The sequence below is a fragment of the Chryseobacterium sp. ISL-6 genome (assembly GCF_018613715.1).
Taxonomy (GTDB): Bacteria; Bacteroidota; Bacteroidia; order Flavobacteriales; family Weeksellaceae; genus Chryseobacterium; species Chryseobacterium paludis.
Genome location: NZ_JAGGPT010000003.1, coordinates 168,436 through 191,854, shown reverse-complemented (window position 1 = coordinate 191,854; position 23,419 = coordinate 168,436). Strand labels below are relative to the sequence as shown.

General features: G+C 33.3%; 22 protein-coding genes. 10 read left to right on the top strand and 12 right to left on the bottom strand.

Annotated features, from left to right (window positions below; all coding sequences use genetic code 11):
- Window position 1: 1 nt before the first annotated feature.
- Both J7E44_RS07060 and J7E44_RS07055 read right to left on the bottom strand, forming a co-directional pair.
- Window positions 2–1,327, bottom strand: a complete 1,326-nt coding sequence (locus tag J7E44_RS07060; protein ID WP_214827112.1) for a PDZ domain-containing protein — start codon at window positions 1,325–1,327, stop codon at window positions 2–4.
- Window positions 1,328–1,436: 109 nt separating this feature from the next.
- Window positions 1,437–2,075: an alpha/beta hydrolase gene (locus J7E44_RS07055; protein ID WP_214827109.1), complete on the bottom strand. Its 639-nt coding sequence runs from the start codon at window positions 2,073–2,075 to the stop codon at window positions 1,437–1,439.
- A 224-nt stretch (window positions 2,076–2,299) separates the two neighbouring features.
- On the opposite strand from J7E44_RS07055, the gene J7E44_RS07050 reads away from it, so the two are divergent.
- The gene (locus J7E44_RS07050; RefSeq protein ID WP_214827107.1) at window positions 2,300–2,734 is read left to right on the top strand and encodes a hypothetical protein; all 435 of its coding nucleotides are present in this window, start codon (window positions 2,300–2,302) and stop codon (window positions 2,732–2,734) included.
- 53 nt (window positions 2,735–2,787) lie between these two features.
- Here J7E44_RS07050 and J7E44_RS07045 read toward each other — a convergent pair whose 3' ends face one another.
- Window positions 2,788–3,423, bottom strand: a complete 636-nt coding sequence (locus J7E44_RS07045) for a response regulator (RefSeq protein ID WP_214827105.1) — start codon at window positions 3,421–3,423, stop codon at window positions 2,788–2,790.
- Entirely contained in the window at window positions 3,413–5,407 is a 1,995-nt protein-coding gene (locus tag J7E44_RS07040) for an ATP-binding protein (protein WP_214827103.1), read from the bottom strand. Before J7E44_RS07040 ends, J7E44_RS07045 begins: the two co-directional genes overlap by 11 nt.
- A gap of 221 nt (window positions 5,408–5,628) precedes the next feature.
- Between J7E44_RS07040 and J7E44_RS07035 the strand changes: the two genes are divergently transcribed.
- The gene (locus tag J7E44_RS07035; protein ID WP_251040513.1) at window positions 5,629–6,045 is read left to right on the top strand and encodes a hypothetical protein; all 417 of its coding nucleotides are present in this window, start codon (window positions 5,629–5,631) and stop codon (window positions 6,043–6,045) included.
- 52 nt (window positions 6,046–6,097) lie between these two features.
- Here the strand turns inward: J7E44_RS07035 and tyrS are convergent, their stop codons facing one another.
- A complete protein-coding gene (tyrS, locus tag J7E44_RS07030) occupies window positions 6,098–7,393 on the bottom strand; it encodes a tyrosine--tRNA ligase (RefSeq protein ID WP_214827098.1) in 1,296 nt (431 codons plus the stop codon).
- A gap of 210 nt (window positions 7,394–7,603) precedes the next feature.
- Here tyrS and J7E44_RS07025 point away from each other — a divergent pair, with 210 nt between their 5' ends.
- Window positions 7,604–8,164 carry an RNA polymerase sigma factor gene (locus J7E44_RS07025; RefSeq protein WP_214827094.1) on the top strand — a complete coding sequence of 187 codons (561 nt, stop codon included), beginning with the start codon at window positions 7,604–7,606 and terminating at the stop codon, window positions 8,162–8,164.
- On the opposite strand, the gene J7E44_RS07020 is transcribed toward J7E44_RS07025, so the two are convergent.
- Window positions 8,165–8,812: a hypothetical protein gene (locus tag J7E44_RS07020; protein ID WP_214827091.1), complete on the bottom strand. Its 648-nt coding sequence runs from the start codon at window positions 8,810–8,812 to the stop codon at window positions 8,165–8,167.
- A 115-nt stretch (window positions 8,813–8,927) separates the two neighbouring features.
- Here J7E44_RS07020 and lipA point away from each other — a divergent pair, with 115 nt between their 5' ends.
- Window positions 8,928–9,794: a lipoyl synthase gene (gene lipA / locus J7E44_RS07015; RefSeq protein WP_214827088.1), complete on the top strand. Its 867-nt coding sequence runs from the start codon at window positions 8,928–8,930 to the stop codon at window positions 9,792–9,794.
- Window positions 9,795–9,895: 101 nt separating this feature from the next.
- Here lipA and J7E44_RS07010 read toward each other — a convergent pair whose 3' ends face one another.
- Entirely contained in the window at window positions 9,896–10,750 is an 855-nt protein-coding gene (locus tag J7E44_RS07010; RefSeq protein WP_214827085.1) for an AraC family transcriptional regulator, read from the bottom strand.
- Between the two features lie 184 nt (window positions 10,751–10,934).
- Here J7E44_RS07010 and J7E44_RS07005 point away from each other — a divergent pair, with 184 nt between their 5' ends.
- The gene (locus tag J7E44_RS07005; RefSeq protein ID WP_502757490.1) at window positions 10,935–12,113 is read left to right on the top strand and encodes an MFS transporter; all 1,179 of its coding nucleotides are present in this window, start codon (window positions 10,935–10,937) and stop codon (window positions 12,111–12,113) included.
- 54 nt (window positions 12,114–12,167) lie between these two features.
- Here J7E44_RS07005 and J7E44_RS07000 read toward each other — a convergent pair whose 3' ends face one another.
- Entirely contained in the window at window positions 12,168–12,548 is a 381-nt protein-coding gene (locus tag J7E44_RS07000; RefSeq protein ID WP_214827078.1) for a SpoIIAA family protein, read from the bottom strand.
- A 116-nt stretch (window positions 12,549–12,664) separates the two neighbouring features.
- Between J7E44_RS07000 and J7E44_RS06995 the strand changes: the two genes are divergently transcribed.
- Window positions 12,665–13,870 carry an NAD(P)/FAD-dependent oxidoreductase gene (locus J7E44_RS06995; protein WP_214827076.1) on the top strand — a complete coding sequence of 402 codons (1,206 nt, stop codon included), beginning with the start codon at window positions 12,665–12,667 and terminating at the stop codon, window positions 13,868–13,870.
- 70 nt (window positions 13,871–13,940) lie between these two features.
- Here J7E44_RS06995 and J7E44_RS06990 read toward each other — a convergent pair whose 3' ends face one another.
- The 4 genes from J7E44_RS06990 to J7E44_RS06975 all read right to left on the bottom strand — a co-directional run bounded on the left by J7E44_RS06990 (window position 13,941) and on the right by J7E44_RS06975 (window position 19,478).
- The gene (locus J7E44_RS06990; protein ID WP_214827073.1) at window positions 13,941–15,140 is read right to left on the bottom strand and encodes a vWA domain-containing protein; all 1,200 of its coding nucleotides are present in this window, start codon (window positions 15,138–15,140) and stop codon (window positions 13,941–13,943) included.
- Between the two features lie 20 nt (window positions 15,141–15,160).
- On the bottom strand, window positions 15,161–16,759 hold the full coding sequence (locus tag J7E44_RS06985) for a DUF4139 domain-containing protein (RefSeq protein WP_214827067.1): 1,599 nt from the start codon (window positions 16,757–16,759) through the stop codon (window positions 15,161–15,163).
- A gap of 140 nt (window positions 16,760–16,899) precedes the next feature.
- On the bottom strand, window positions 16,900–17,574 hold the full coding sequence (locus tag J7E44_RS06980) for an SIMPL domain-containing protein (RefSeq protein ID WP_214827065.1): 675 nt from the start codon (window positions 17,572–17,574) through the stop codon (window positions 16,900–16,902).
- A 149-nt stretch (window positions 17,575–17,723) separates the two neighbouring features.
- The gene (locus J7E44_RS06975; RefSeq protein ID WP_214827062.1) at window positions 17,724–19,478 is read right to left on the bottom strand and encodes an amidohydrolase family protein; all 1,755 of its coding nucleotides are present in this window, start codon (window positions 19,476–19,478) and stop codon (window positions 17,724–17,726) included.
- A 156-nt stretch (window positions 19,479–19,634) separates the two neighbouring features.
- On the opposite strand from J7E44_RS06975, the gene J7E44_RS06970 reads away from it, so the two are divergent.
- The 4 genes from J7E44_RS06970 to J7E44_RS06955 all read left to right on the top strand — a co-directional run bounded on the left by J7E44_RS06970 (window position 19,635) and on the right by J7E44_RS06955 (window position 23,387).
- Window positions 19,635–21,416 (top strand): tetratricopeptide repeat-containing sensor histidine kinase, encoded by a 1,782-nt coding sequence (locus J7E44_RS06970; RefSeq protein WP_353050453.1) that lies wholly within the window; start codon window positions 19,635–19,637, stop codon window positions 21,414–21,416.
- Window positions 21,417–21,526: 110 nt separating this feature from the next.
- Window positions 21,527–21,952, top strand: coding sequence for a DUF6326 family protein (locus tag J7E44_RS06965; protein ID WP_214827060.1), 426 nt, complete (start codon window positions 21,527–21,529; stop codon window positions 21,950–21,952).
- 85 nt (window positions 21,953–22,037) lie between these two features.
- Complete coding sequence (locus J7E44_RS06960; RefSeq protein WP_214827058.1) at window positions 22,038–22,772, top strand: LytR/AlgR family response regulator transcription factor; 735 nt, start codon at window positions 22,038–22,040, stop codon at window positions 22,770–22,772.
- Between the two features lie 72 nt (window positions 22,773–22,844).
- On the top strand, window positions 22,845–23,387 hold the full coding sequence (locus tag J7E44_RS06955) for a lipocalin family protein (RefSeq protein ID WP_214827056.1): 543 nt from the start codon (window positions 22,845–22,847) through the stop codon (window positions 23,385–23,387).
- Window positions 23,388–23,419: the final 32 nt, after the last annotated feature.

Here is a 23,419-nt window from a genome sequence, read left to right as displayed (position 1 = left end):
ATTATTCTTGATAGGGGATTGGGTCTTCCAGTGTAAAGCTTAAGGTAAGTTCCTGGCCTTTTCTTTTTATCAGCATTGTAATCGTTTTTCCTTCATCAGACTTCATTAACTCTATGATATGTTCTAAAGTCATATCCAACGTTTTTCTACCATTAATTGTAATGATCTTATCATCTTTTTTTAAACCAGCTTTGTCCGCCGGAGAATCTTTTCGAACTCCGGCAATAGAGAATAAAGGCTTTAAAACAAATTTATATTGTAGATTGTTGTTGATTACTTCTACACCACTGCTGGCATTATTTGCATTTTTGGTCTCAAGAGAAAATGAATCTTTTTCCCATTGCAGTCCATCCTGCTGGAAATCCAGGCCACTCATATTGAAATGAAAAGGATCATCATAATTTTTGTTTTTTCGCAGATACAACTTTTGATTGGGATAATCAAAAACTACAGTAAAACGACGCATAATCTCTCCTCCAATAGAGCCTCTTCTATTTTCGACGAGGTTTACATGCTGAATAGAATACTCATCTGGCATGGCAGTAAGTGGTTTCTCAAATTTAAAATTGCCAAGATAAAAATTATGAATACGGCTTCTTTTCCCATATACATCACCATTAAAACCCCGACCCAAAAAGTCATCAATATTAGGACGGTTGTAAACAAAGTTCTTAATAAGGGTAGGGAAAAGCCATATAGGATCGCTGTTTCCTAAATCTATAAGCAACTTTGAGCTTTTCTTTTCGGTAGTCATCTCTACATCTGCCTCCATATAGGGTTTACTTTTTTCAATGGATATGGAGAACTCATCAAATTTCTTTACTTTTTTTCTGAATAAATCCATATCATTATAAATAGTGATCTTTTTAGAAATATAATCTATTGATATAGGATGGTCTTTAAAAAAATGATAGCCGATAATTCCATTAACAGGAATTCCGACATGAGAAGAAATATTGAAGTCCTGATTAACAATGATAAACAGACTTAAGGAGTTGTTGATAAAATTTTTTCCTATTTTACCAATGTTATTGTCAGAGCGGAATCCATCTATACTTGCGTTTCCTCCTAATCCTGAAAACTTAATTTTCTCCAAGCTTGTAAGCTTTACCTCTTTATTTTCAAGGCTGAAAATTGAAGTTTCAGCAACACCCGTATCCAGTAAAAATGTGAGCTCGGCCCCATTAATATTAACCGGAATAAAAATCAGGTTATTAATTAATTTAAAAGGAATAACGACTTTTTTAGCATCTTTAATTTCAAACGAGTTTTGAGCATTTACGAAAATGCTTATAAATAAAATCCATATAAAATGCCTAAATTTCATTTACTGAATATAGTCAATTTATTGGGAGTTGAAATAAAAAACATTCTCAAATTTGAGAATGTTTATGTATTTTACAATGAATTAATGTAATTGTTTAGTTTTTCGTAAATTATTTAGAAAAGAAATCCATAAGATCCATATAATTTTTTTGATTTACCCCGTGGCCACTCATATACTCTCTAAAGGTAAAATAACATCCTAAATCGTATAATAAATCTGCGGCTTTTCGTCCCCATTCTAATGGGATAACAGCATCATCTGTTCCATGGGATACAAAAAATCTGAGTTTTTCCAGTTTCTTTTTATCTTTAACGATATCACCTAATATCTTTTCCTCCGGATAACTGCTTAAACAGGCTACATAATTGAAAAGATCTGGATGTTTTAATGCCAAAGCATAACATAAAATCCCCCCTTGACTAAATCCACATAAATGCGTTTTACTTTCCGTTAATCCGTAATGATTGATTATTTTTAAAATATTTTCTAAAACATTGTTCAATGATTCTTTTGCCTGATCCGTATCTATAAAATTCTCGGGATTATTAAAATCAATATCATACCATGAATAGCCCTCAAACTGAGTATCCTTTGGAGCCCTGAAGCTTACAAGAAGCCAATCATTGGGAAGTGTTTCTCTAAAACTGAAAAGGTCTTGTTCATTACTTCCATAACCATGAAGCATAAAAAGTATGGGAGTACTGGATGTAATATTTTCGGGTTCTCTTACTAAATAATCTAAATTCATAGTGCAAAGATAATTAATAAATCAATTTCCTAAATCTTTAGGTATCGAATATTTACAGCTTTAGTAATAACTGTAATATGGCGACAATAGATGAAATTTGGAAGTAATTATCCTTTTGTCGATTTGATATTGTTTGGAAATCTTTATTGGAAATTTTTCATAAAAGTTATTTTTATATTGATAAAAAACCTATATTTGAAACATTAAAAAATCTATTTGGAGAAATGAAGCAATTTTACAAATCAAAAAGTTTATTTAAACTTTCTTTCTTATTTATCGTATTATTTTCGGCAATTTCAGTTCTTAACTCTTGTAAGAAAGATGATGACGATGAAGAATTTAAGGACCATATTGTACAGTTTGAGGTAAAAGGTAGTACAGGTGTCATTTCAAAAACTATAGTTACACAGGTGGGAACTACTTCTACCACAATGTATAATACAGTGTTAACTCCTATTACTTTACCTTGGACGAGTGGAGAGTTTTTTGTTAACTCTAGTCAGGCTCAGTTAAATCTTTCGGCCAATGCAACAATGCCAAATGACGATTCTACACTGACTGTTACAATCTGGATCGATGGAGAGGTTACAGAAACTAAAACCGTTACTGGTAAAGGAGATTTAGATGTAGCTGTATTTCACAGTTTCTTAGAATTATAAAAAATCAGATTTTACAGATAAAGAAAACCGCTTTTATAAGCGGTTTTCTTGTTTTATTCAATCATATTTTGTTGCAAAGCAAGACTGATAAGTTCCGTTGAGTTTTTAGCATGAAATTTTTGAAGTAGATTTTTCCGATGGGTATCAACAGTTAGAGGACTTAAAAACAATTCATCAGCGATCATACTACTGGTTTTCCCCTGGGCTACTAATTTTAAAATTTGTTTTTCACGTTTTGTCAATCTGGGAACTGTCAATTCACTTTGAGATGGTTTGCTAATGATTTGCTTGATCTCATTACAGAAAACAATTTCCCCTGAAAGTGCTCCTTTAATACAAGTTACTAATTCATCAATAGAAGTGTTTTTTAATAAATAACCGCTGGCTCCGTTTTGAACACATTGCATAACAATACTTCTTTCAGATCGGTTACTGAACATAATTACAGAAACATCTGATGATAATTTTTTGATCTCTTTACAAAGATTGATACCATTGGCATCCGGCAAAGCAATATCCAAAAGAATAATATCAATATCATTGGTTTTAATAAAATCTATTGCTTCATTTCCTGATGTAAAACTCCTGGAAATAGATAGCAGAGGCTCATTTTTTAGCATCATTTTTAATCCTTCAATAACAATAGGATGGTCGTCCACAATGACGATATTTATGGTATCAGATTTCATAGGTGTTGAGTTCTATATTAATGGTTGTTCCCTCCGTATCTGAGTTGATTTCCATTTTTCCCTGCAGATAATCTACCCTGTTTTTAAGATTTAAAATTCCCATACTTTTGGAAGGGTCTGTAGTATCTTTTTTAAATCCTCTTCCATTGTCTTCAATAGTGATGAAGAAGTGATCTTGCGAGTGAGAGCATTGTAATAGTATATTCGTAGCGCCGGAATGCTTAACTGCATTGGCCAGCAATTCCTGTACAATCCTATAAATAGTGAGCTGTGTTGATAGTAACAGATCTTTATGAATATTGATAGGTTGGAAATCTATTTCCAGATCTTTTCTTATATAAAACTGGCACAGGTCATGAAGTGCTGTTTCCAAACCAAAATTTAATAATGATTCGGGCATTAAATTCCGGGCTATATGTCTCAGTTCACTGACCGACCTATCCAGCTGACTCAAAATTTTGAAAAATTCTTCATGTTTCTCATTATTTAAATGTTCGGAAGCCCACGTCGAAAAATTAATTTTTACACCTGCTAACATTCCTCCAAGCCCGTCATGGAGATCTCTTGCAATACGTTCCCTTTCTCTTTCCTCACCTTCAAGGATGGCTTTGGTAAGAATCAACTCCTCCTTTTGCTTAATATCATTTAATTTTTGCTGCAGATTGATCTCCTTTTGTTCAGATAACTTTCTGTTATTTCCATAGAGTATAAACAAGAAAATGGCAAGACTTATAAACAGGATCAAAACCAGGCTTAGTGCCCATAAATAAGAATTTTTTTTACTTACCTCCAGTTCTTTTTGTTTTTTTTCAGCATTAAGATTGGCAATACTTCTTTCTTTTTCAGCTGTATTATATTTTGTTTCTAACTTATTTATTTCCAGTTTTATATTTGCTGAATTTAAGCTGTCACTCAACTTTGAATGATTTCTCTGCCAAATCAAAGCTTCTTTGGTATTTCCCATTTCTTCATTGATACTAGATAATTGGAGATAGATCATTTTTCTATTATTGGCATCTATAACAAGAGTTCTTTCTGTTAGAATACTTTTTAATAAATCTCTGGCTTCAGTATATTTTTTTTGTCTTTTCAAAATGTCATACTTATTAAGATAAAACATCTGAGTAAGCAAATTCTGTTTAAATTTTTTAGTATAATAAAGTCCTTTTTCAATTGCAGATAGGGTTTCTTCATGTTTTTGTTTCGTAATAAAGTATAAAGCTTTATCATAAAAGTAAAATGAATTTGACGAAGATTCAGGATAAGGTTGAATGAGCTTTTCAGCCTTATCCAGAAAAGACTTACCGATGTCTCCTTTTGCCTGGTAAAAAAAATTGGTGGCAGTATTTAGATAAGCAAAAAATAATTCTGAGGAGTTTGGGGCTGCCTTTTCAAGAATTTCAAGGGCTTTGCTGTTATAATTTTCAGCTTTTTTAAATTCAGCATTATAGGTAAGCATCAGAGCTAGCTGAGTATATTCAAATCCTAAATTTTTACTATTCCCATTCTTTTCTATAAGCGGAATACTCTTTTCAAGCATTATCTTAATTAGAAATGGATATCCTTCTTTGTTTTTCTGAGCTATTCCATAACCGAACCAACACCAGGATTGTAAAAGATCGGATTCCTTGGATTTAAATTTAGATAATAGTTTAATGGCTTTTAAATAAGATACAGCTGCTTTTTCTTTATTACGGTCTGCATAATACTGACCCTCATAATAAAAATATTGGGCAGACGTAAAAGGATCAGATTTAGCCAATATTCGTCCTGTCTCAAGTTGTTTTTTGCTGAGAAGACTGTCCGCATTTCGATAATAATTGGATAGCATGAAAGAAGCAACTGCCTTTGATGGGTAGCCACTGCTATTTTTCATAACACCTTGCAAACTGTCTAAGTAAGACTTTTCGTTAAGAGGGGGAATCTGTTGGGATTGGGCCCTAAAAGAAAGTAAAATACCTAATATAAGCGCTAATCTTTTCAACTTTATAAATTTTTGATATAAATCAGTATTTTTTATTATAAGACCTACAATTTAGCTAAAATTTCTAGCACTAAAAATACCTAAGATTAAGTAGAAATAATTACTGTTTTTCAAGGATTGATAATCTCTTTATACTAGAATAGTTTTGTAGTAATCAAATCAACTCATCATAGAATTAAAAATAATAGTAGAAAATTTAAACAAGAGAACTTATGAAAAAAATGAAATTAAACCAAGTATTAAAAGGAAGCTTTGTTATGCTGATAATGGCTTTGCTTTTAGGATTTGTTACATCTTGCAATAATGATGATGACGATGACAATAACGGAGGAGGTGGCTCTGGAACCAGTCATAAAGTGGTTTTTAAAGCACAAGCGTCTCCAGGAAGTAGTATAGCTAATGCAGCGTACGGATATGATGCTAATAATACACAAGTAACCGGACTTAGTGGAACCAGCTGGACCAGTCCTGAATTTACTGCTCCTGCAGGAGCAGTTATTGTAAACGGTGGAGTAGTGGGTACTGGTGCTAACGCAAATTCTACTTTAAAAGTACAGGTCTATATAGATGGTGAATTAAAAAAAGAAGCAACAGGAAGTGGAACCACTCTTTCCGCAACGGCTAGTTACAGTTTCTAATCACAAATTATATAATAAAAAAGCAACTGTTTTATAACAGTTGCTTTTTTTATTAAATTACTTTTACAATAAAGTAGCTTTTCTTTCCTTTTTGTAATAAAAGAAACTTACCATCAATAAGATCACTTTCATTAGCCGTAAAAGTATCATTTACTTTTTCCTTATTGATTGAAATCGCATTGCCTTTGATTTCTCTCTGAGCTTCACTTTTAGATTTTAAAAATCCTGATTTTTCAGAAAGCAGATCAACAATATTTATTCCTAAGACATCATCTTTTGCCACTTCTTTTTGTGGAACTCCATCGAAAACCTCAAGAAATATTTCTTCGTCAAGGCTTATCAAATCTTCGGCAGTAGAACGTCCAAAAAGAATTTCAGAAGCTTTTACAGATTTTTCATATTCTTCTCTTCCATGTACCCAAACCGTAACCTCTTCGGCTAATTTCTTTTGCAGTTTTCTCTCATGTGGAGCTGTTTTGTGTTCTTCAATTAAACCATCGATTTCCTCTTTGCTTAGGAATGTGTAAAATTTAATAAACCTTTCAGCATCTGCATCTGTAGCATTCAGCCAAAACTGGTAGAATTTATATGGTGATGTTTTCTTTTTATCTAACCAGTAATTTTCACCACTTTCAGATTTTCCAAATTTGGAACCGTCCGCTTTTGTGATCAAAGGAACTGTTAGGGCAAAAGCCTCACCCTGAGCTTTTCTGCGGATCAATTCTGTTCCTGTAGTGATATTTCCCCACTGGTCAGAACCTCCCATTTGTAGCTTTACGTTGTTATTTTGGTATAAATGAAGGAAATCGTATCCTTGAATAAGCTGGTAAGTGAATTCTGTGAAACTCATTCCGTCAGCTCCTGCTTCTCCAGAAAATCTTTTCTTTACAGAATCCTTTGCCATCATATAATTAACGGTAATATTCTTACCAACGTTCTTAGCAAAATCTAAAAACGAGATGTTTTTCATCCAATCATAATTGTTGACCAATTCTGCTTTATTAGCTCCGTCTCCGTCAAAATCTAAAAACTTTGAAAGCTGATTTTTTAAACAATCAACATAGTGAAGAAGGGTTTCTTCATCCAAAAGATTTCTTTCAGATGATTTTCCTGATGGATCACCGATCATGCCTGTAGCACCACCAACCAGAGCAATTGGCTTATGGCCGTGCTGCTGAAAATGAGCCAGAATTTTGATCTGAATAAGACTTCCAATATGTAAAGAATCAGCCGTTGGATCAAAACCAATATATGCCGTAGTTACCTCTTTATTCAGTTGTTCATCGGTTCCTGGCATCATATCAGCAAAAAGACCACGCCATTTTAATTCTTCAATAAAGGAATTCATATTATAATTTTCTTTAAAATTTAACCGTGCAAAGATAAGGAATTCAAGGTTAAGAAATGTTAATTTGTAAAGGGGTAAAATAGTAAAAGTTTGAAAAAGAAATTCAAACTTACGATTTCACAATGATCAGATTTTGGTTTTTTGTAATTTAACAATCACGCTATTTAGTGTTTTTGCGATTTTACTTAAAATAAATTATATTTGTTAATAATGAACGACGAACAGTTATTTTTACTTATTCAAAAGGCAAAAGAAAAAGATCAGAAAGCCCAGACAAAACTCATTAATGTTTTTTGGGTTGATGTTTTTTCTTTTGTAATGAAAAAAGTACGGGATGAAAATGACACGGATGAGATCACAGTAAATGTTTTCTCTAAAGTATTGTCAAAATTGGATATGTACGATCCTCATTTTCAATTTAAAACCTGGATATTAACAATTGCTCAGAATACGGTTATTGATTTCTGGAGAAAAAGAAGTCGAGAAAATCAGGATCCTACTGAAAATCTTGACGAGGTAAAAAATCAATTTGCAAAATCACCCGAAGAATTAATGATTTCCAAAGAAGAACAAAAGAAAATCATTAAAACAATAGAATCTTTAGACGCCAATTATCAGGATATTATAAAATTAAGATTCTTTGAAGAAAAAAGCATCAAAGAAATTGCAGAAGAATTAGGTATTTCTATTGCGAATACCAAAGTAAGAGTAATGCGTGCTAAAAAAGTATTAGCTGAGCTTCTGAAAAATAATGAGTTTGATGAGGATTAATTACAAATGAAACTCAGCTTTTGTTTTTGGAAATATAAAGCTTCTTTCTTTCGTTTCTCTATTTGTGTTTCTATTTTGTAAATTAATCTTCCAATCCTTTTTAATAACGGTTTCTTTTTCGGACTTTCCATTTTCAGGATTGGTCGTATCTTCTACTTCTTTAGAATACATAAGTTTTCCCGTAGAAAGATTATAATCCATATCAGCCCAATAATCTCCCGGTCTTCCATAGCTTAGCGAATGACCTATCAATTCAAAATGGCCATTCTGAAACCTGTATTTATCCGTATATCCCCATTTCCAGCTGCTTCCGCCAGCTTGAGTAATTTCTAAAATACCATTTTTTATGATGGTACCCTGATAAGGATCACCATCCATTCCGCCATGTTTACTTTCCAGTAAGGCGTTTTTTGACTTTTCCAGGACAGCCCACTTTCCATTAGTCTTTTTCAAGATTTGAATTTCACGTACATTACCCATATCCGTCGTGTCCTTTGTATTATATACAATTACTTTTTCAGGAATTTTATCTCCATCAAGATCTCCATCTACTGTTTCAATCATTTCAGAATCTTTCGGTTGAAATTCTTTTTGTGCAAAAGAGATCGTGCTGAAAAGCAGTGATAATAGGCAAAATATCGTTTTCATACAGGGGATTTTGTGGGTTCAATTTACAATTATATTTTTAATTATATGTTCCATCAATTTCTCTGTTAGATGGTTTCCATTAAAAATTCCTTAACTTTGAACTTCAATTTTAGAAATGGAAAATTTAGTTCAAGACACTACCGTTCAAAAACCAAAGTGGATTCGTGTAAAACTTCCTACCGGAAAGAATTACAGAGAACTTAGAAGCTTGGTTGATAAATATAAATTAAATACAATTTGCCAGAGTGGAAGCTGCCCGAATATGGGTGAATGTTGGGGTGAAGGAACTGCAACTTTCATGATATTAGGAAACATCTGTACAAGAAGCTGTGGATTTTGTGGAGTTAAAACCGGAAAACCCATGGATGTAAACTGGGATGAACCTGAAAAAGTAGCACGTTCTATCAAATTAATGAAGATCAAACATGCTGTACTTACTTCTGTAGATCGTGATGATCTGAAAGATATGGGTTCTATTCTTTGGGGTGAAACTGTAAATGCTGTAAGAAGAATTTCTCCAGGTACTACAATGGAAACTCTTATACCGGACTTTCAAGGTCTGACAAAACACCTTGACAGAATGGTAGATGTAGCTCCTGAAGTGATCTCCCATAACATGGAAACGGTAAAACGTTTAACAAGAGAAGTGAGAATTCAGGCTAAATATGAAAGAAGTCTTGAAGTATTAAGATATCTGAAAGAAGCAGGTCAAAGAAGAACAAAAACAGGTCTTATGCTAGGGCTGGGAGAGGAAAAAGACGAAGTTTTTCAAACAATCGAAGACATCAGGAATGCAAATGTTGATATCATCACCATGGGACAATATTTACAGCCTACTAAAAAACATTTGCCTGTGAAAAAATTCATTACACCTGAAGAGTTCGATGAATTTGGAGACTTTGCAAGAAGTTTAGGTTTCAGACATGTTGAAAGTTCACCTCTTGTAAGAAGTTCTTACCACGCTGAAAAACATATTCATTAAAAAATATAATCGCTCCAAAACTGGAGCGATTTTTTTATTTGAAAGTTTAATTAAATCAGTAACAACATGGAAGTGAAAGATTACACTTGATACTTCGTAGCTCAACTTTCAACCTTATCCAAATGCCTTTTCCTAAACTCTGATGGTGTTTCTCCAACGTGCTGTTTGAATAATTTATTAAAGTAGGAAAGACTCTCAAAACCTACCTGAAAACAAACTTCTGTTATGGATGAATCTTTCAGTAAAAATATTTTGGCCTGATTAATCCTGTAGTTATTTACGAAATCAGTAAAGGTCATATTCGTTTGCTTTTTAAAATATCGGCAAAAAGCAGGAGTACTTAGACTTACGATCTCAGCAATCTGATTAACGTTCGTTTTTTTGTCGTAGTTCTCGTGAATGTAATCGTAGATCGTTCCCATTCTTATTTTATCATTCAGGAACCATTTGATCCGGGTGTCATCCCTGTTTAATTCTTTTACTTCTTTTGAATTAGCTAAGATCTGTAGAATCTCTATTAAACCTATTAAAGAATCAAAAGAGTCGGAGTCTTTGATGATGTGCATTTTTTCTACTACCTGTCTTTTAGCTTCTCCAGAAAAAGAAAGCCCTAAATAAGAACGCTCCAGGAGATGTTTTATATTTTCAAATTCCGGAACTGGAATGATAATATCCTGAAGGAAATTTTCTCTCATCTGAAGAACCAATTGTTTGCATTCCGTTTGAATTCTATAGTCAAAATTAAGATGCGGAACATTAGAACCAATTAAAAGCAAATCACTGTCTGTAAAATCAGAAATATCTTTTCCTACATGACGAATACCATTAATAGCTTCAACATAAACCAGTTCGATTTCAGGGTGATAATGCCAGAAAAAACAATTTTTTAAGGAAGGGGCAAAAAGTTTAAATGATTTTCCTTTTTCAAATTCAATAATTTCCTTTTGGATTTTCATTGGTTCTATCTTGATTATTTCTTAATTCAAAATTAAGTAAAAAGGTTAATATAGAGCAAATTTTTATCATTTGAGTAGAAGTGGAAATAAATATTTCTGCCGATTTTTGCACTTTCAAAAACAAAGGGTTGTAGACGGTGTTTAGAAAAGCAGCAATCCAAAGATTTTTTTTAATGATATGGGAATGATAGATAAGAGGATAATACCACTTGCAATTGGTGGTTTGGGGATTGGAACTACAGAGTTTACCATTATGGGTTTATTACCTGATATTGCCAAGACACTTCATGTAAGTATTCCGGAAGCCGGACATTTAATTTCGGCTTATGCACTAGGAGTGGTTATTGGTGCTCCGATATTGATCGGTTATTCAGTGAAATTTCCACCTAAGAAAGTACTGATTGTCTTAATGATGATTTTTACATTGTTTAATGGTTTATCAGCGATAGCCCCAGATTATACATCAATGTTGATCATCAGGTTCCTGTCTGGTTTGCCGCACGGAGCGTTCTTCGGTGTAGGAACGGTAGTAGCCTCAAGGCTGGCAGGAAAAGGAAAAGAAGCTTTCTATATCTCGTTAATGTTTACAGGTCTCACTGTAGCAAACCTGGCTATGGTTCCTTTGGTTACCTATATTGGGCATACATTTCATTGGAAATGGTATTTCGTCATTGTAGCTGTAATCGGATTGTTTGCCTTATTGTTTTTAAAATTCTGGCTGCCTGCTATGGAAACCAAACAAGATACCCACTTTCTGGAAGAATTAAAATTTCTTAAACATAAACAATCCTGGCTAGTACTTTTGATTACAGCAATCGGATTTGGTGGACTTTTTACATGGTTCAGTTATATAACTCCACTAATGACGATCATTGCTGGAATTAAAAGCAGTCAAATGGCTTATGTAATGGTTCTTGCTGGAGCAGGAATGGTAGTGGGAAATTTGGCTGGAGGCTTTTTATCAGATAAATTAGGTCCTGAAAAGACGTGTTCACTTTTATTATTTCTTATGATGACCTCTTTAGCTGGGATATTTTTCTTTTCTGAAAACAGAACAATCGCTTTAGTATTGACATTCATATGTGGAGCATTATCGATGTCTGTGGCTGCACCAATTAATATAATGATGATGAAAGCGGCTCCGAGAAGCGAAATGATGGCTGCTGCTTTTATGCAGGCTGCATTTAATATAGCTAATGCAATGGGAGCATTCTTAGGCGGAATTCCTTTAGAACATGGTTTTTCATTTAAATATCCTTCTCTCGTTGGAGTAGGAATGACATTTATAGGGCTATTAATTAGTATTAGATATATGTATTTATACAGAGCTTCAAAACTTCTGAAAGAGGAGGCTTTAGTTTAATCTATTTCATATTATCAATAAAAAAGAGGCTAACTGCCTCTTTTTTTATCCCTTTTATGCCTCAACTTCATTACCGTTCTTACACCAGTAAAGGGCATTGTATAAATTTTCTTTAGGGAATGACTTGAATTCACCGGGCAATAGAACACTGAAAATGTCTGTAAAATTTTGAACTCCCGCATTATCAGTGACAATAGCAGTTCGATTCCAGTTGGCCAGATTTTTTAATCCTAACAGAGCATCTTGTAACCATGCGCCCATAGTGAAATTATCCAGATCGGTATCTAAATACAATAAATAATTGAGCTCATCAAATTGATCTACTTTCTTTTTTACATGAGGAATAACAAGGTTTTCAAAATCTTCTCTCGTTACTTCTCCTGTTGCATTAAATGCTGCAACATTTTCCGGTGCTTCTGGAATGATAGTTATCATAATATTAATATTTAGTGTGGTTTGATTCTATCTCAACCAACAATAATTACACCATTAATACAGGGGAAAGCGTTAAAAACTCATAAAAATCATTACATTTATTGTAAAATATTAATATGGATCTAAAGTCTAATGAACCATTTTGGTTGGTAAAAAACGGGTTGATAGCTTCTTATCCGTCATTAAAATCAGATGAAGAATGTGATGTACTGGTAATAGGAGGTGGAATAACAGGGAGTTTAATTGCTCATCAAATGCGACAAGATGGATATCAGACAATTCTTATAGATAAGCGGGAAATCTGTAATGGAAGTACCTCAGCAACCACATCCATGTTGCAATACGAAATTGATGTTCCACTTTATGAACTTATAAATCTGATAGGAGAAAAAGGTGCTGTTGAAAGTTACAAGGCTTGTTCAGGTTCAATTGACACTATAGAAAAACTAACTAAAGAAATAAAAACAGAAGCTGGGTTTAAGAGAAAAAGGTCTCTGTATTTTGCTTCGAAAAAGAAAGATGTATCCTGGTTAAAAAAAGAATTTGAAGCCAGAAAAAAATATGGATTTGAAGTAAAATGGTTGGAAGCTGAAGAAATTCAGAAGGAATTTGGGTTTCAAAATACCTATGGCGGGATTGTATCCAAACAGGGAGCCAGTATCGATGCTTTTAAATTTGCTCACGAATTATTGGAATTCAATAGAAAAAAGGGGCTTGCTATATTTGATAAAACAGAAATGAAATCTGTAAAATATTATAAAGGATATAATTTAGTCACAACAACTAACGGTCCTCAAATTAAAGCTAAAAAGATCATCTATTGCATAGGGTATGAGAGTAAAAATTTACTTAAAGAGAATTTTGTAGATCTAAAAAGTACCTATGCTATCGTTTCTGAAATTGATCATGACAAATTTAAGAATATAACAAATACGCTTGTTTGGAATACCGATGAACCATATATGTACATGAGAACTACAGATGATGGCCGATTATTGATCGGAGGTGGAGATGAGGATTTCTATGATGCCGGAAAGCGTGATGCTTTGCTCAATAAAAAAGAAAAGGAAATTATAAAGACCTTAAAAAAAATTAAACCCGATTATCATTTTTATACCGACTTTGTCTGGGCTGGTACTTTTGGTGAAACAAAAGATGGATTACCTTATATCGGGGAGCATAAAAACTTTAAAAACTCTTATTTTGTACTTGGTTTTGGTGGAAATGGGATTACTTTTTCTGTGACGGGAATGGAAATGAGCTCTAAGTTTATGAAAAATAAAAAACATCCCTTATCGAGATATTTTAAATTTGGACGATAAAAAAAACGGTGGCTTTGGGAACCTCAGCCACCAGTTTTAAAACTATGAAAAGGATGTGAAAATTTTTATGTTATGAACTATATCCATTTTTCTTAGCCAATTCTAAAATAGATTTTTCAATCGCTTTTCCAAGATCATCAGAATCTGCATTGCCACGTTTTTTCATTTCTTTATCAATATAATCTTGTCTTTTTTTAGATAGCTCTTCAATCTCTCGTTGAATTTTTCCTCTTTCTGCTGACTTTTGACCCACTACTTTTTTTACCTCTTCTTTACTTTTACCCTTTAATTCAGTGGGAAGCTCACTCTCTTTAACCGTTGTGATAAAGTTTACATCTTTTTCAGCTTTATCCACAAGATCCCAATGGTCATTTTTATAAGCATTCTTCTTACTTTTAGCAACAGTTCTTTCTACAGCATTGGAAACTGATTGAACCTCGGCATTTTTATCCTGCATCATTTGTTTACTTTTATATTCAGATCCATGACTTCCATAATAGATATAAGTATCATTAAGTTTTGTATTGCATTCCGAAATTCTTATATCATAAGGTGTTTCAATATAAATTACTTTTAGGTCGCTATCGATATTGAAATATTTTCCATCGCCAGAAACAGCTCCATTCTGCCAAAAGGATTGGATTCCCTCATTTCTATCCCCACAGAAAATAGTGTTGGTATATATTTTTTTAGCTTTCGCAGAGGAGATAACTTCCTTATAATTAATTCTTCCCTGATCAAAAGGTTCATTACCCGCGATATAGATCAGTTTCATGCTTTTGTCATTTTTATCCCAGTTCAGATTCAATGTTGCATCGCGGATAACAGCACCACAATATTCATTTCCACCATTGGTTCTTAAAGCAAATAATTTTTCTGAAACCAAATCCAGATCTTGTGTTAATGGAGTTACCTGTCTGATGAAATTTTCATCTGAGATTCCATCATTTCCATATTCATAAAGAGCGATCTCTATTTGGGGAGCTTTTCCATCGTATTTCAATGTCGTTAATGTATTAACAATATTCCACAACCTGGATTTTGCCTGATCGATCAGTCCATCCATACTGTTTGAAGTGTCCAATAAAAGAGCGACCTGAATCTTATTTTCTTTGCCTGCATGATTTACCGGAGTTAAAGAAGCATTTCGTGTCGGTATATTCTCATTTGTTTCAGTATTTTTTTTACTTGCACAACGAATATCAGTCAGGCTGTTTGAGCTTAAAAAAGCAGCGCCTATTGCTAATGTTAAAATTTTAAAAGTTGTCATTATTTATATTTTTAATAAGGTTATCTGCTGTAATATTGAATTTGCATGTCTTTAGGATATTTCACTTCAAAAGAAAAGTTGATGGTGTCTGAGCCACCGCTGGTGATCTTTCTGTTCCAAAGGATGGTTCCCGTTTTCCCGTCAAAATCTCCATTGCCTATTTCTAAAGCTTTTACTGATACTTTGGAATTTTCACTTATAGGAAGCTGGTCAAGAATCTCCAGGTCAATGTTTTCTTTCGTATTGTTTCTGATATGTATTTGATAAGACTCTGTTTCCCATTTATTTGAACTCAGGGTTTTTTGAGAAGTTTTATCTTCCTGTTTTACTCTTTTTACAGTAATTCTTTCATCAACACCAAGAGATATTGGAAACTCATCTTTGATATAGTTACTGGCAATATTGGTTTTTCCGATATAGTTATCTTCAAAGTAGATATTGGCTTCACCAGATATCAGGTTGAGGTTTTGCCAGTTTTTCACAAATGCCATCAGGAATACCTGATTATTAAGCTTTGGTACGGTGTGGTACTTGTAAGTAGCATTGACCTCTTTTTTATCCAGAATTACATACTGTTCCTTTTCCTGACTTACAATGGTCTGATTGAATTTTAATTCATACATCACATTCATCTGATTATCAGAAACGGTTGCTACTGGGATTTGGCTGGGTGCTGCAATCTCTTCTGCACGCATTTGATAGGCATTCGTCAATTCAGCTTTAGCTTTTATCGAATAGGCTGCAAGTTCTTTTTGAGAATCATAAGGAGTGTACTCGGTTACGTAGAGTGGTGATAAAATAGGGCGGTTTTGGTTATAAGAGGGCCTGTAGGTTGAAACAAATAATTTTACATTATTCCAGTCCTGACCTGTTTTCTGATAGATTTTTCCTTTATAAACGATCTCAAGAGGTTTTTTTGTAGATTCAGCACGTAGATCATAAGATGGAATCCAGCCAGCATTAGAAACAATATAGCTGACACCAAGATTTACATTCATTTCATGATCAGCAAGAATTTCAAGGAGAAGTTCTTTTTTGTTTTTATTCTTGTGAGTCTGCTCTTCGGTAAATTGTTTATTGATCTTGGCTATACTTTCATCAAATCCACTTTTCTGTTCATTCAGTAAAAATACCTGGTTATCAATTTCAAGCATTCTTTTTCTATAAAACTCTGTTAATTTTATCAACTGATCCTGTGGAGTAGATTTATCATTCGTAGAAACTTTAAGATTATCATTAATGATATTCTGCTCACCCGTAAGGTTTTTAATTTGAATATTCAATAAACTTACCTGTCGTTGAAGTTTTTTTCTTTCATTCTCCAGTTTTTTCTCGCCTTCAGACATTTCGTCATTTTGTAAATAATTATTTTGTGGCGTGATAGATAGGAGCGTGGTATTTTTTTCAAGGTTAATTTTATAGGTATTTTCGTCGATATCATTTGGAAGATTGATAATTCGTACGGTATTTTTTCCTTTCTGCAAAGAGACATTTGTGCTGCCAAAAACTTTTGCGCCTTGCAAGAATAGGGTAGCTTGCTTTACATCTATTTCTTTTTTCAGTTCTTGAGATTTGAATAAAGAAACTGAAAGAGTGAATAGTATTAATAAGTATTTCATAGTATATTATTTAAAATTCTAAAGTAAAATTATCTGAATCTCAGGCTGAAAATCTGAAGACTTGGTGAGTAGGAGATTTGACTTGGTGAATAGTTATTTTAGAAAAAAAGGCAGCTCTTATGAACTGCCTTTATATCGTTTTAAAGTATTTCATATCTTGTTTTGATACTGTACTTCAATTTGATGTTTTCGATATTGTCGAAAGAATAATCTACACCTGCATCTGCTTCCATTTGTACAGTGTTGGATTTTCTTGCATAAGCTCCAATTGGAAGAACGGTATCACTTGTGTAGTCTTCTATTTCTACAATTTCTAAAGGAGCACCCGTTTTTTTACCCATACTTTCCAATAGATAATCAGCTTTTTCTTTAGCTGCTTTTAGAGCATTTATTTTTACTGTTTTTCTGAATTCAGCAATCTTAGTGTTTTTTACCTCCGAAATATTAAGGTTGCTTACCCACTTTTGATTAAGTCCCTCAAATACTTTACTTAGGTTAGTTTTTGCATTTACTTTAAACTGAAAGCTTTTGGTAAACTTGGCTGTTTTTGAATATATATTCTGATACATGGATTTGAAGGTGATATCTTCATTTTTTACTCCATTGCTTTTTAATGTTTCGAATAATTTCTTTTCATTATCCGCCAGTTCATTTTTATTGTCAGCTTTTATTCCGATGTTAAAAATAATTTCATCCGGTTCTACTTCCATTTCAGCAACACCTGTTACTTCAATTGCGTTTTTCTTTACTTCCTGTGCGCTGATTAAACTTCCTGCTGTAAGGAATCCGATTAATAAAAAATGTCTCAATTTCATAATTTTTTGTTTTAAATTCTGAAGTAAAATTAGTCCGATTCAAAACCGGAAATGGAGAGACTTGGTGAAATAGAGTTTTCACTTGGTGAAGTATAAAAAAAAGACAGCCCGAAGGAACTGTCTTTTATTTGTAAGTATTTGAAGCTATATTAAGGTAAGAAATAGACCTTTGAAATTTTATTATCTTTTATCTCATAAATAGCAGTCGCTTCCACTTTTCCATTTTTTCGCATTCCTGAAACACTTTCTTTATCCACAATGAAATTACCATTAATGATTCTGCTTTTGATTTCACAATGCAGATCAGGCATTTTCTCAAACATGGCACTGTAGCTTTTCTTCATAGCTTCCTTCCCTTTGCTTATTAATTTACCAGGGAAAACATAAAGTTCAACATCTTCAGAATATGGATCCATAAAAGCATCGATATTTCTTGCATTGTAGCCATTTAATTGTTGCTGTACAAGAATTTCAGGAGTTACTTTTATGATCTTACTCGGTAACATGGATTGTCCGTTTTTAAACACCATTTCTATTTGAGTAAGATGATCTAAACTTTCAGTCGGATCTGAATTGAGAAGTACCATATCTGCAATTTTACCTTTTGTTATACTTCCGGAAACATTTTCTTTGTTAAATATTTTGGCAGGACTAATAGTTGCCGACTCAAGGACCTGCCAGTTGTTCATTCCACTTTCTTTCATTGCTTTGAGTTCCATAATAAAAGAGGACGCGTGTTGGGTGGCTATATTTCCTGCATCAGTACCTGCAGCAATTGTTACACCGCCGTCTGAAAGCTTCTTTAAATTTACCATCCTGATAGAGTCTTTTTTTCCTGCAGAGATATCTATTTGTGGAAGATTGAAACGCTTTTTTACTGCACTGACTAATATTGAGTCTGAAGAACCAGATAAATGTTTAAGATCATAGATAGATCCTATTGTTTGTGGGTTTGCATTTTCCAATTCATAAGTACTGTAATTCTTTTTCTGTGCGAAAGTCTTATAGTAATTATCCATCACAGTAAGAGTGGGGCTTAAAACAACTTTTTTAGATTTTAAGAGTTTTACAAAATCATCAGGAACAATTTCATCTTCTATATCGTGTACCAAAAAGTCTGCACCATTCTGTACCGCAATTTGAGCAGTTATTCTTTCAGTAGCATGAACCGCAACTTTTAAATTATTTTTATGAGCCTCGTCAATAATAGTTTTTATAATAGGTTCATACTTTTTTGCAGCAGCTTCCATCTCTTTTGGATTGGCCATTACGATATACCATATTTTAATGAAATCCGGCTTATAGGGAAGTTGCTCCAGAACCATTTTTTTTGCTTCTTCAGCTGAAGCTACCAATTTGAAGGGTTCATTTTTATCAAGGTTTTTAAATACCTCAGGTTCATATGTTGTAATAAGTGGACCTGTCATATAAACAGAAGGTAAAGTTGTGTTTTTTGAGAATGAATCCCGAAGTCCCAGAAAATTGTAAGAAGCTCCAGCATCTATTACAGAAGTGATCCCATTTTTAAGATATCTTAATAGAAAGTCTTCCATATTATGATGTACCCAGTCAATTTCTTTTTCATAAGAAACCTGCTTTCTGAGATCTAAAGCATCCGGTCTTGTATATAAACCTCCGCTTTGAAAAAAATGAACGTGGGCATCAGTCATTCCGGGCATCAGAAACTTTCCTTTTCCATCTATAACATTTGCACCCTGAGGAACTTTTATTTTATTGATAGGTTTTATTTCAGAAATGAGGTTTTTAGTAATGACAACGGTTTGATTAGGAACCAGTTTTTTATTGACAACATCCACAACAGTTACATTCTGGATATACGTCTGTGCATGAATCTTACTGGTCAGAAAACAGAGTATACATAATAGATAAAAATACGTTTTCATGAATTTCGTTTATATGATTTATAATTCACAAATATATGAAAACGGCTGTATCGATTGCTATTTCTTTGAAACTTGGTGAAATATGGTTTTGACTTGGTGAAGGATAAGATAGTATAAGTAAAGTTTTAGTTACTTTGCAATATAGATTGGAAACAAGTGAAGTTACTTTTTAAAATAATATTAATCATCACATTAGCGATAGGAAATTTTTCTTTCGCCCAGGATTCTACAAGGATTTCCAAAGCTCTAAAATCAGCATCAAAATTAAAAAAAGCAGTCGACAATAACGATAATAAAACAGTCGCTGAAACTTATGTTGGAATGGCCAACGATTATTATAATCAAGGAAATTATGCCAAAAGCGAAGAGTATCTGATAAAGGCCAGAAATGTATATCAGAACCTGAACGATAAAAAGAATCTGGAATCTGTAACCCGAAAACTAGCGCAATCCCAGGAGAAGCAAAATAAAATAAGTCCTGCCATAAGCAATTATAGCCGGGCTGCGGAAATAAGTTACTCAAAAGAAAGCAGGAGTGTTAACTCAAATGATGTTACTCGACTTTCTTCGCCTTCCCAGGAGGCAAAAGCTGAAGCAATTCAGAGTAATATTGATCTCAGTAGAAAAGAAAATGAAAAAGGAGATTTGGCAGCAAGTTACAGTCAGTTGGCTGATGTAAATATTCAGCAAAATGATATTCCTAAAGCTGAAGAAAATCTGAAAAGTGCTTATAAGCTTTCTAAAAAGCAACAGGAACCACAACAGGCTTTAGAAATTAATCAAAAACTGACGAATTTTTATGTTGATAATAAAGATTTTGATAAAGCGATTGAAGCCAAGAAAAAAGTTCTTAAAGAAGATTTTGTAAAAGACGATTCTCAAAAAAAAGTTGAACAGATCCAGGAACTAGCTGATATCTATATTAAGAAAAACGATACGAAAAGTGCTATTGAAACATTAAAAAACGCTTATGGAATTGCCTTGGAGAAAGGACATACCTTAGAAGCTCAAAAAAGTGTAAAGAGATTAGACAGTCTATACAGTGTTTCTGAAAATACAGACGCTTCGGTAAAATTATACAGGGATTTTCTGGGAAAGCTTCCTGATCTTGTTTCAAAAGACAGAAGCCTTGTGGATAACAAAATCCTGGAGGATACCGAGCAAAGAATCTCACAATTAGAAAAGGAAAGAGAACTGAAAGATGAATTGATCAGAAAGAAAAATGTCTTCAACTACGGTTTGATCGGAGCGTTGATCTTATTATTGGGATTGGTTGGTTTTATTTTCTGGACCCTAAAAAAGGTTCAGATTAAAAATAAAAAAATTGCTTTGCAGTCTCTTCGCCGTGAGATGAATCCTCATTTTATTTTTAACAGTTTAAATAGCGTTAATCAATTCATCGCAACAAATAACGAATTGGAAGCCAATCAATATTTAACCAAATTTTCAAAGCTGATGCGGGGAGTCATGGAAAATTCGACTGAAGATTTTATTCCCTTCCAGCAGGAGCTTGATCTGTTACAGAATTATCTGGCATTGGAAAAAACACGCTTTGCAGATAAGTTTGACTATGAAATTATTGTTGACGAGAATTTAAATTTACAGACCCTACAGATTCCCGGAATGCTCGTTCAGCCATTTTTAGAAAATGCGATCTGGCACGGATTACGATATCGGAAAGAAAAGGGATTTTTAAAATTGAACTTTGAAAAAAGTAATGAGCATTTAAAAATCACTATTGAAGACAATGGAATTGGAATTGAAGAAAGTAAAAAACTGAAAACCCAACATCAAAAAGCGAGAGAAGGACGAGGAATGAAAAATACCATTGAAAGGATTGGACTGCTTAATGATTTATATAAAAAGGAGATCCATTGTAAAGTAACAGATAAAAAGAATGAGCAAGGGGTTCTAGTGGAAATACAGTATAAGCTATAAAGAACCATTGACAAACATTTTCTATTATCGTGTAACTATTTGTGAAATATTATTGTCTTTAAGTTGTAAACCTAAAGGTTCAAAAAAACTAAACTCAATAATTTATTGCTATGAAAACCAATGACCCTCAAAAACTAGAAGATATCCCGGTAAATATTAAAATAAAACTGGCTGGACTTTGGACTTCGGTAACATTATGCTATCTATATGGTGATTATTTTGAACTGTATATTCCCGGCAAAGCACAAGGTCTTGTTGATGGAACGAATTTGCTGGATACTCCCATTAAATTGTTTTTAGCATCACTGTTATTATCAATTCCGGCAGTAATGGTCTTCCTTTCTTTAATATTAAAAGCCACCATCAATAGAATTTTCAATATTATCTTCGGAATATTTTTTACTGGAATCATGCTATTGATAGCAGTAACATCATTTTCAGCCTGGCAAACGTTTTATGTTTTTTTGGCTATTTTAGAAAGTATCATCACTTTATTGATCGTATGGTATGCCTGGAAATGGAAGAGAGTTCAGTAAATAATGACGCAGAGCCATTAAGTTGTATAAAAAGCGAAATATTCATATTTTTACAATAAAACGGAAATACATCCGGATTGTTTAAATGAAAATAAAAGCTGTTATAATAGACGATGAGGTCATTGCGAGAGAGGTTCTCAGGAATTATCTCACAAAATACTGTCCTCAGGTAGAGATCCTGGGAGAAGCCGAAAATATCAAAGATGCCGTTCCCCTTATTGCAGAGAAGCAACCTCAACTTGTTTTTCTGGATGTAGAAATGCCCTATGGGAACGCTTTCGATGTTCTGGAGGCTACAAAAGACTATATCTATGAAACGATCTTTATCACTGCTTTTTCCCAATATTCATTACAGGCACTTAATAAATCAGCGAGTTACTATATTTTAAAACCTATTGATATTCAGGAGCTCATTCTTGCTGTGAATAAAGTAGCAGAAAGTCTTGAGAAAAAAGAAGAACTGAACCGGAATAAAATACTACTTGAAAACTTAAAATTAAAACCCGAAAAGCAACAGCTTATTCTACCAACTTTGCAGGGATTTGATGTCGTAAAAACAGAAGATATTGTCAGACTTCAAGCGGATGGTAATTTTACTCAGGTTTATCTTATGGACGGATCCAAAAAAATGGTCTGCAGATTTTTGAAACATTTCGACGATCTGTTGGAAGCACCATTTGTTAGGGTTCATCGTTCTCATATCATCAATACTGGTTTTGTAAAATCCTATCATAAAAGTGGAACTGTAACATTACTGGATGAAGCTGAAATTGAAGTTTCAGGTACCTTTAAAGATGCTTTTCTAAAAGTTTTCTCTTAGAATTATTGTTTATTAACAGCCCAAAGGCATTATTTTTGGACTTTTTCATACTCACCACATAACTGTATTATTATGAAAAATATTCAGAAAATTGGAATTCCCGTCACGGTTGGCATCTTGGGGTTGTTAATTTTTAATCACTATTCGGTAAGGCTTCCGAAAGGTGCTGTTGCAGTGACTCATTTTGATGCCGAAAAATATTTGGGGAAATGGTATGAAATCGCAAGATTCGATTATAAGTTTGAGAAAGGAATGGATAATGTAACAGCAACTTATTCTCAGAATTCTGATGGAAGCATTCGTGTCAATAATAAAGGGTATAATTATCTAAAAAAAGTATGGGAAGAATCTATAGGTGAAGCAAAGTTTGTAAAAGATAAAACAGAGGGTCGTTTAAAAGTTTCTTTTTTTAAACCAATCTGGGCAGGTTATAATGTGATTGATATCGATGAAAATTATCAGTATGCCCTAGTTGCCGGAAACAGCTTAAAGTATCTTTGGATATTGTCCCGTACCACTGAAATCCCTGAAAGTATAAGACTGCGTTTTTTAGAAAAAGCAAAAAGAATAGGATATAATACAGAAGAACTGATCTGGGTGAGACATAATGATTAAGATTAAATTATTTAAATTTCCTTTTAGATTAC

Excerpts from the sequence above, each read along its gene's own strand:
- J7E44_RS07060 (WP_214827112.1), bottom strand. The coding sequence starts at position 1,327 with ATGAAATTTAGGCATTTTATATGGATTTTATTTATAAGCATTTTCGTA.
- J7E44_RS06955 (WP_214827056.1), top strand. The coding sequence starts at position 22,845 with ATGAAAAATATTCAGAAAATTGGAATTCCCGTCACGGTTGGCATCTTG.
- J7E44_RS07035 (WP_251040513.1), top strand. The coding sequence starts at position 5,629 with ATGAAATTAAACCAAGTATTAAAAGGAAGCTTTGTTATGCTGATAATG.
- J7E44_RS06960 (WP_214827058.1), top strand. The coding sequence starts at position 22,038 with ATGAAAATAAAAGCTGTTATAATAGACGATGAGGTCATTGCGAGAGAG.
- J7E44_RS07010 (WP_214827085.1), bottom strand. The coding sequence starts at position 10,750 with ATGAAAATCCAAAAGGAAATTATTGAATTTGAAAAAGGAAAATCATTT.
- J7E44_RS07055 (WP_214827109.1), bottom strand. The coding sequence starts at position 2,075 with ATGAATTTAGATTATTTAGTAAGAGAACCCGAAAATATTACATCCAGT.
- J7E44_RS07045 (WP_214827105.1), bottom strand. The coding sequence starts at position 3,423 with ATGAAATCTGATACCATAAATATCGTCATTGTGGACGACCATCCTATT.
- tyrS (WP_214827098.1), bottom strand. The coding sequence starts at position 7,393 with ATGAATTCCTTTATTGAAGAATTAAAATGGCGTGGTCTTTTTGCTGAT.
- J7E44_RS06985 (WP_214827067.1), bottom strand. The coding sequence starts at position 16,759 with ATGAAATACTTATTAATACTATTCACTCTTTCAGTTTCTTTATTCAAA.
- lipA (WP_214827088.1), top strand. The coding sequence starts at position 8,928 with ATGGAAAATTTAGTTCAAGACACTACCGTTCAAAAACCAAAGTGGATT.
- J7E44_RS06975 (WP_214827062.1), bottom strand. The coding sequence starts at position 19,478 with ATGAAAACGTATTTTTATCTATTATGTATACTCTGTTTTCTGACCAGT.
- J7E44_RS07025 (WP_214827094.1), top strand. The coding sequence starts at position 7,604 with ATGAACGACGAACAGTTATTTTTACTTATTCAAAAGGCAAAAGAAAAA.
- J7E44_RS07005 (WP_502757490.1), top strand. The coding sequence starts at position 10,935 with ATGATAGATAAGAGGATAATACCACTTGCAATTGGTGGTTTGGGGATT.
- J7E44_RS07050 (WP_214827107.1), top strand. The coding sequence starts at position 2,300 with ATGAAGCAATTTTACAAATCAAAAAGTTTATTTAAACTTTCTTTCTTA.
- J7E44_RS06980 (WP_214827065.1), bottom strand. The coding sequence starts at position 17,574 with ATGAAATTGAGACATTTTTTATTAATCGGATTCCTTACAGCAGGAAGT.
- J7E44_RS07020 (WP_214827091.1), bottom strand. The coding sequence starts at position 8,812 with ATGAAAACGATATTTTGCCTATTATCACTGCTTTTCAGCACGATCTCT.
- J7E44_RS07000 (WP_214827078.1), bottom strand. The coding sequence starts at position 12,548 with ATGATAACTATCATTCCAGAAGCACCGGAAAATGTTGCAGCATTTAAT.
- J7E44_RS06965 (WP_214827060.1), top strand. The coding sequence starts at position 21,527 with ATGAAAACCAATGACCCTCAAAAACTAGAAGATATCCCGGTAAATATT.
- J7E44_RS06995 (WP_214827076.1), top strand. The coding sequence starts at position 12,665 with ATGGATCTAAAGTCTAATGAACCATTTTGGTTGGTAAAAAACGGGTTG.
- J7E44_RS06990 (WP_214827073.1), bottom strand. The coding sequence starts at position 15,140 with ATGACAACTTTTAAAATTTTAACATTAGCAATAGGCGCTGCTTTTTTA.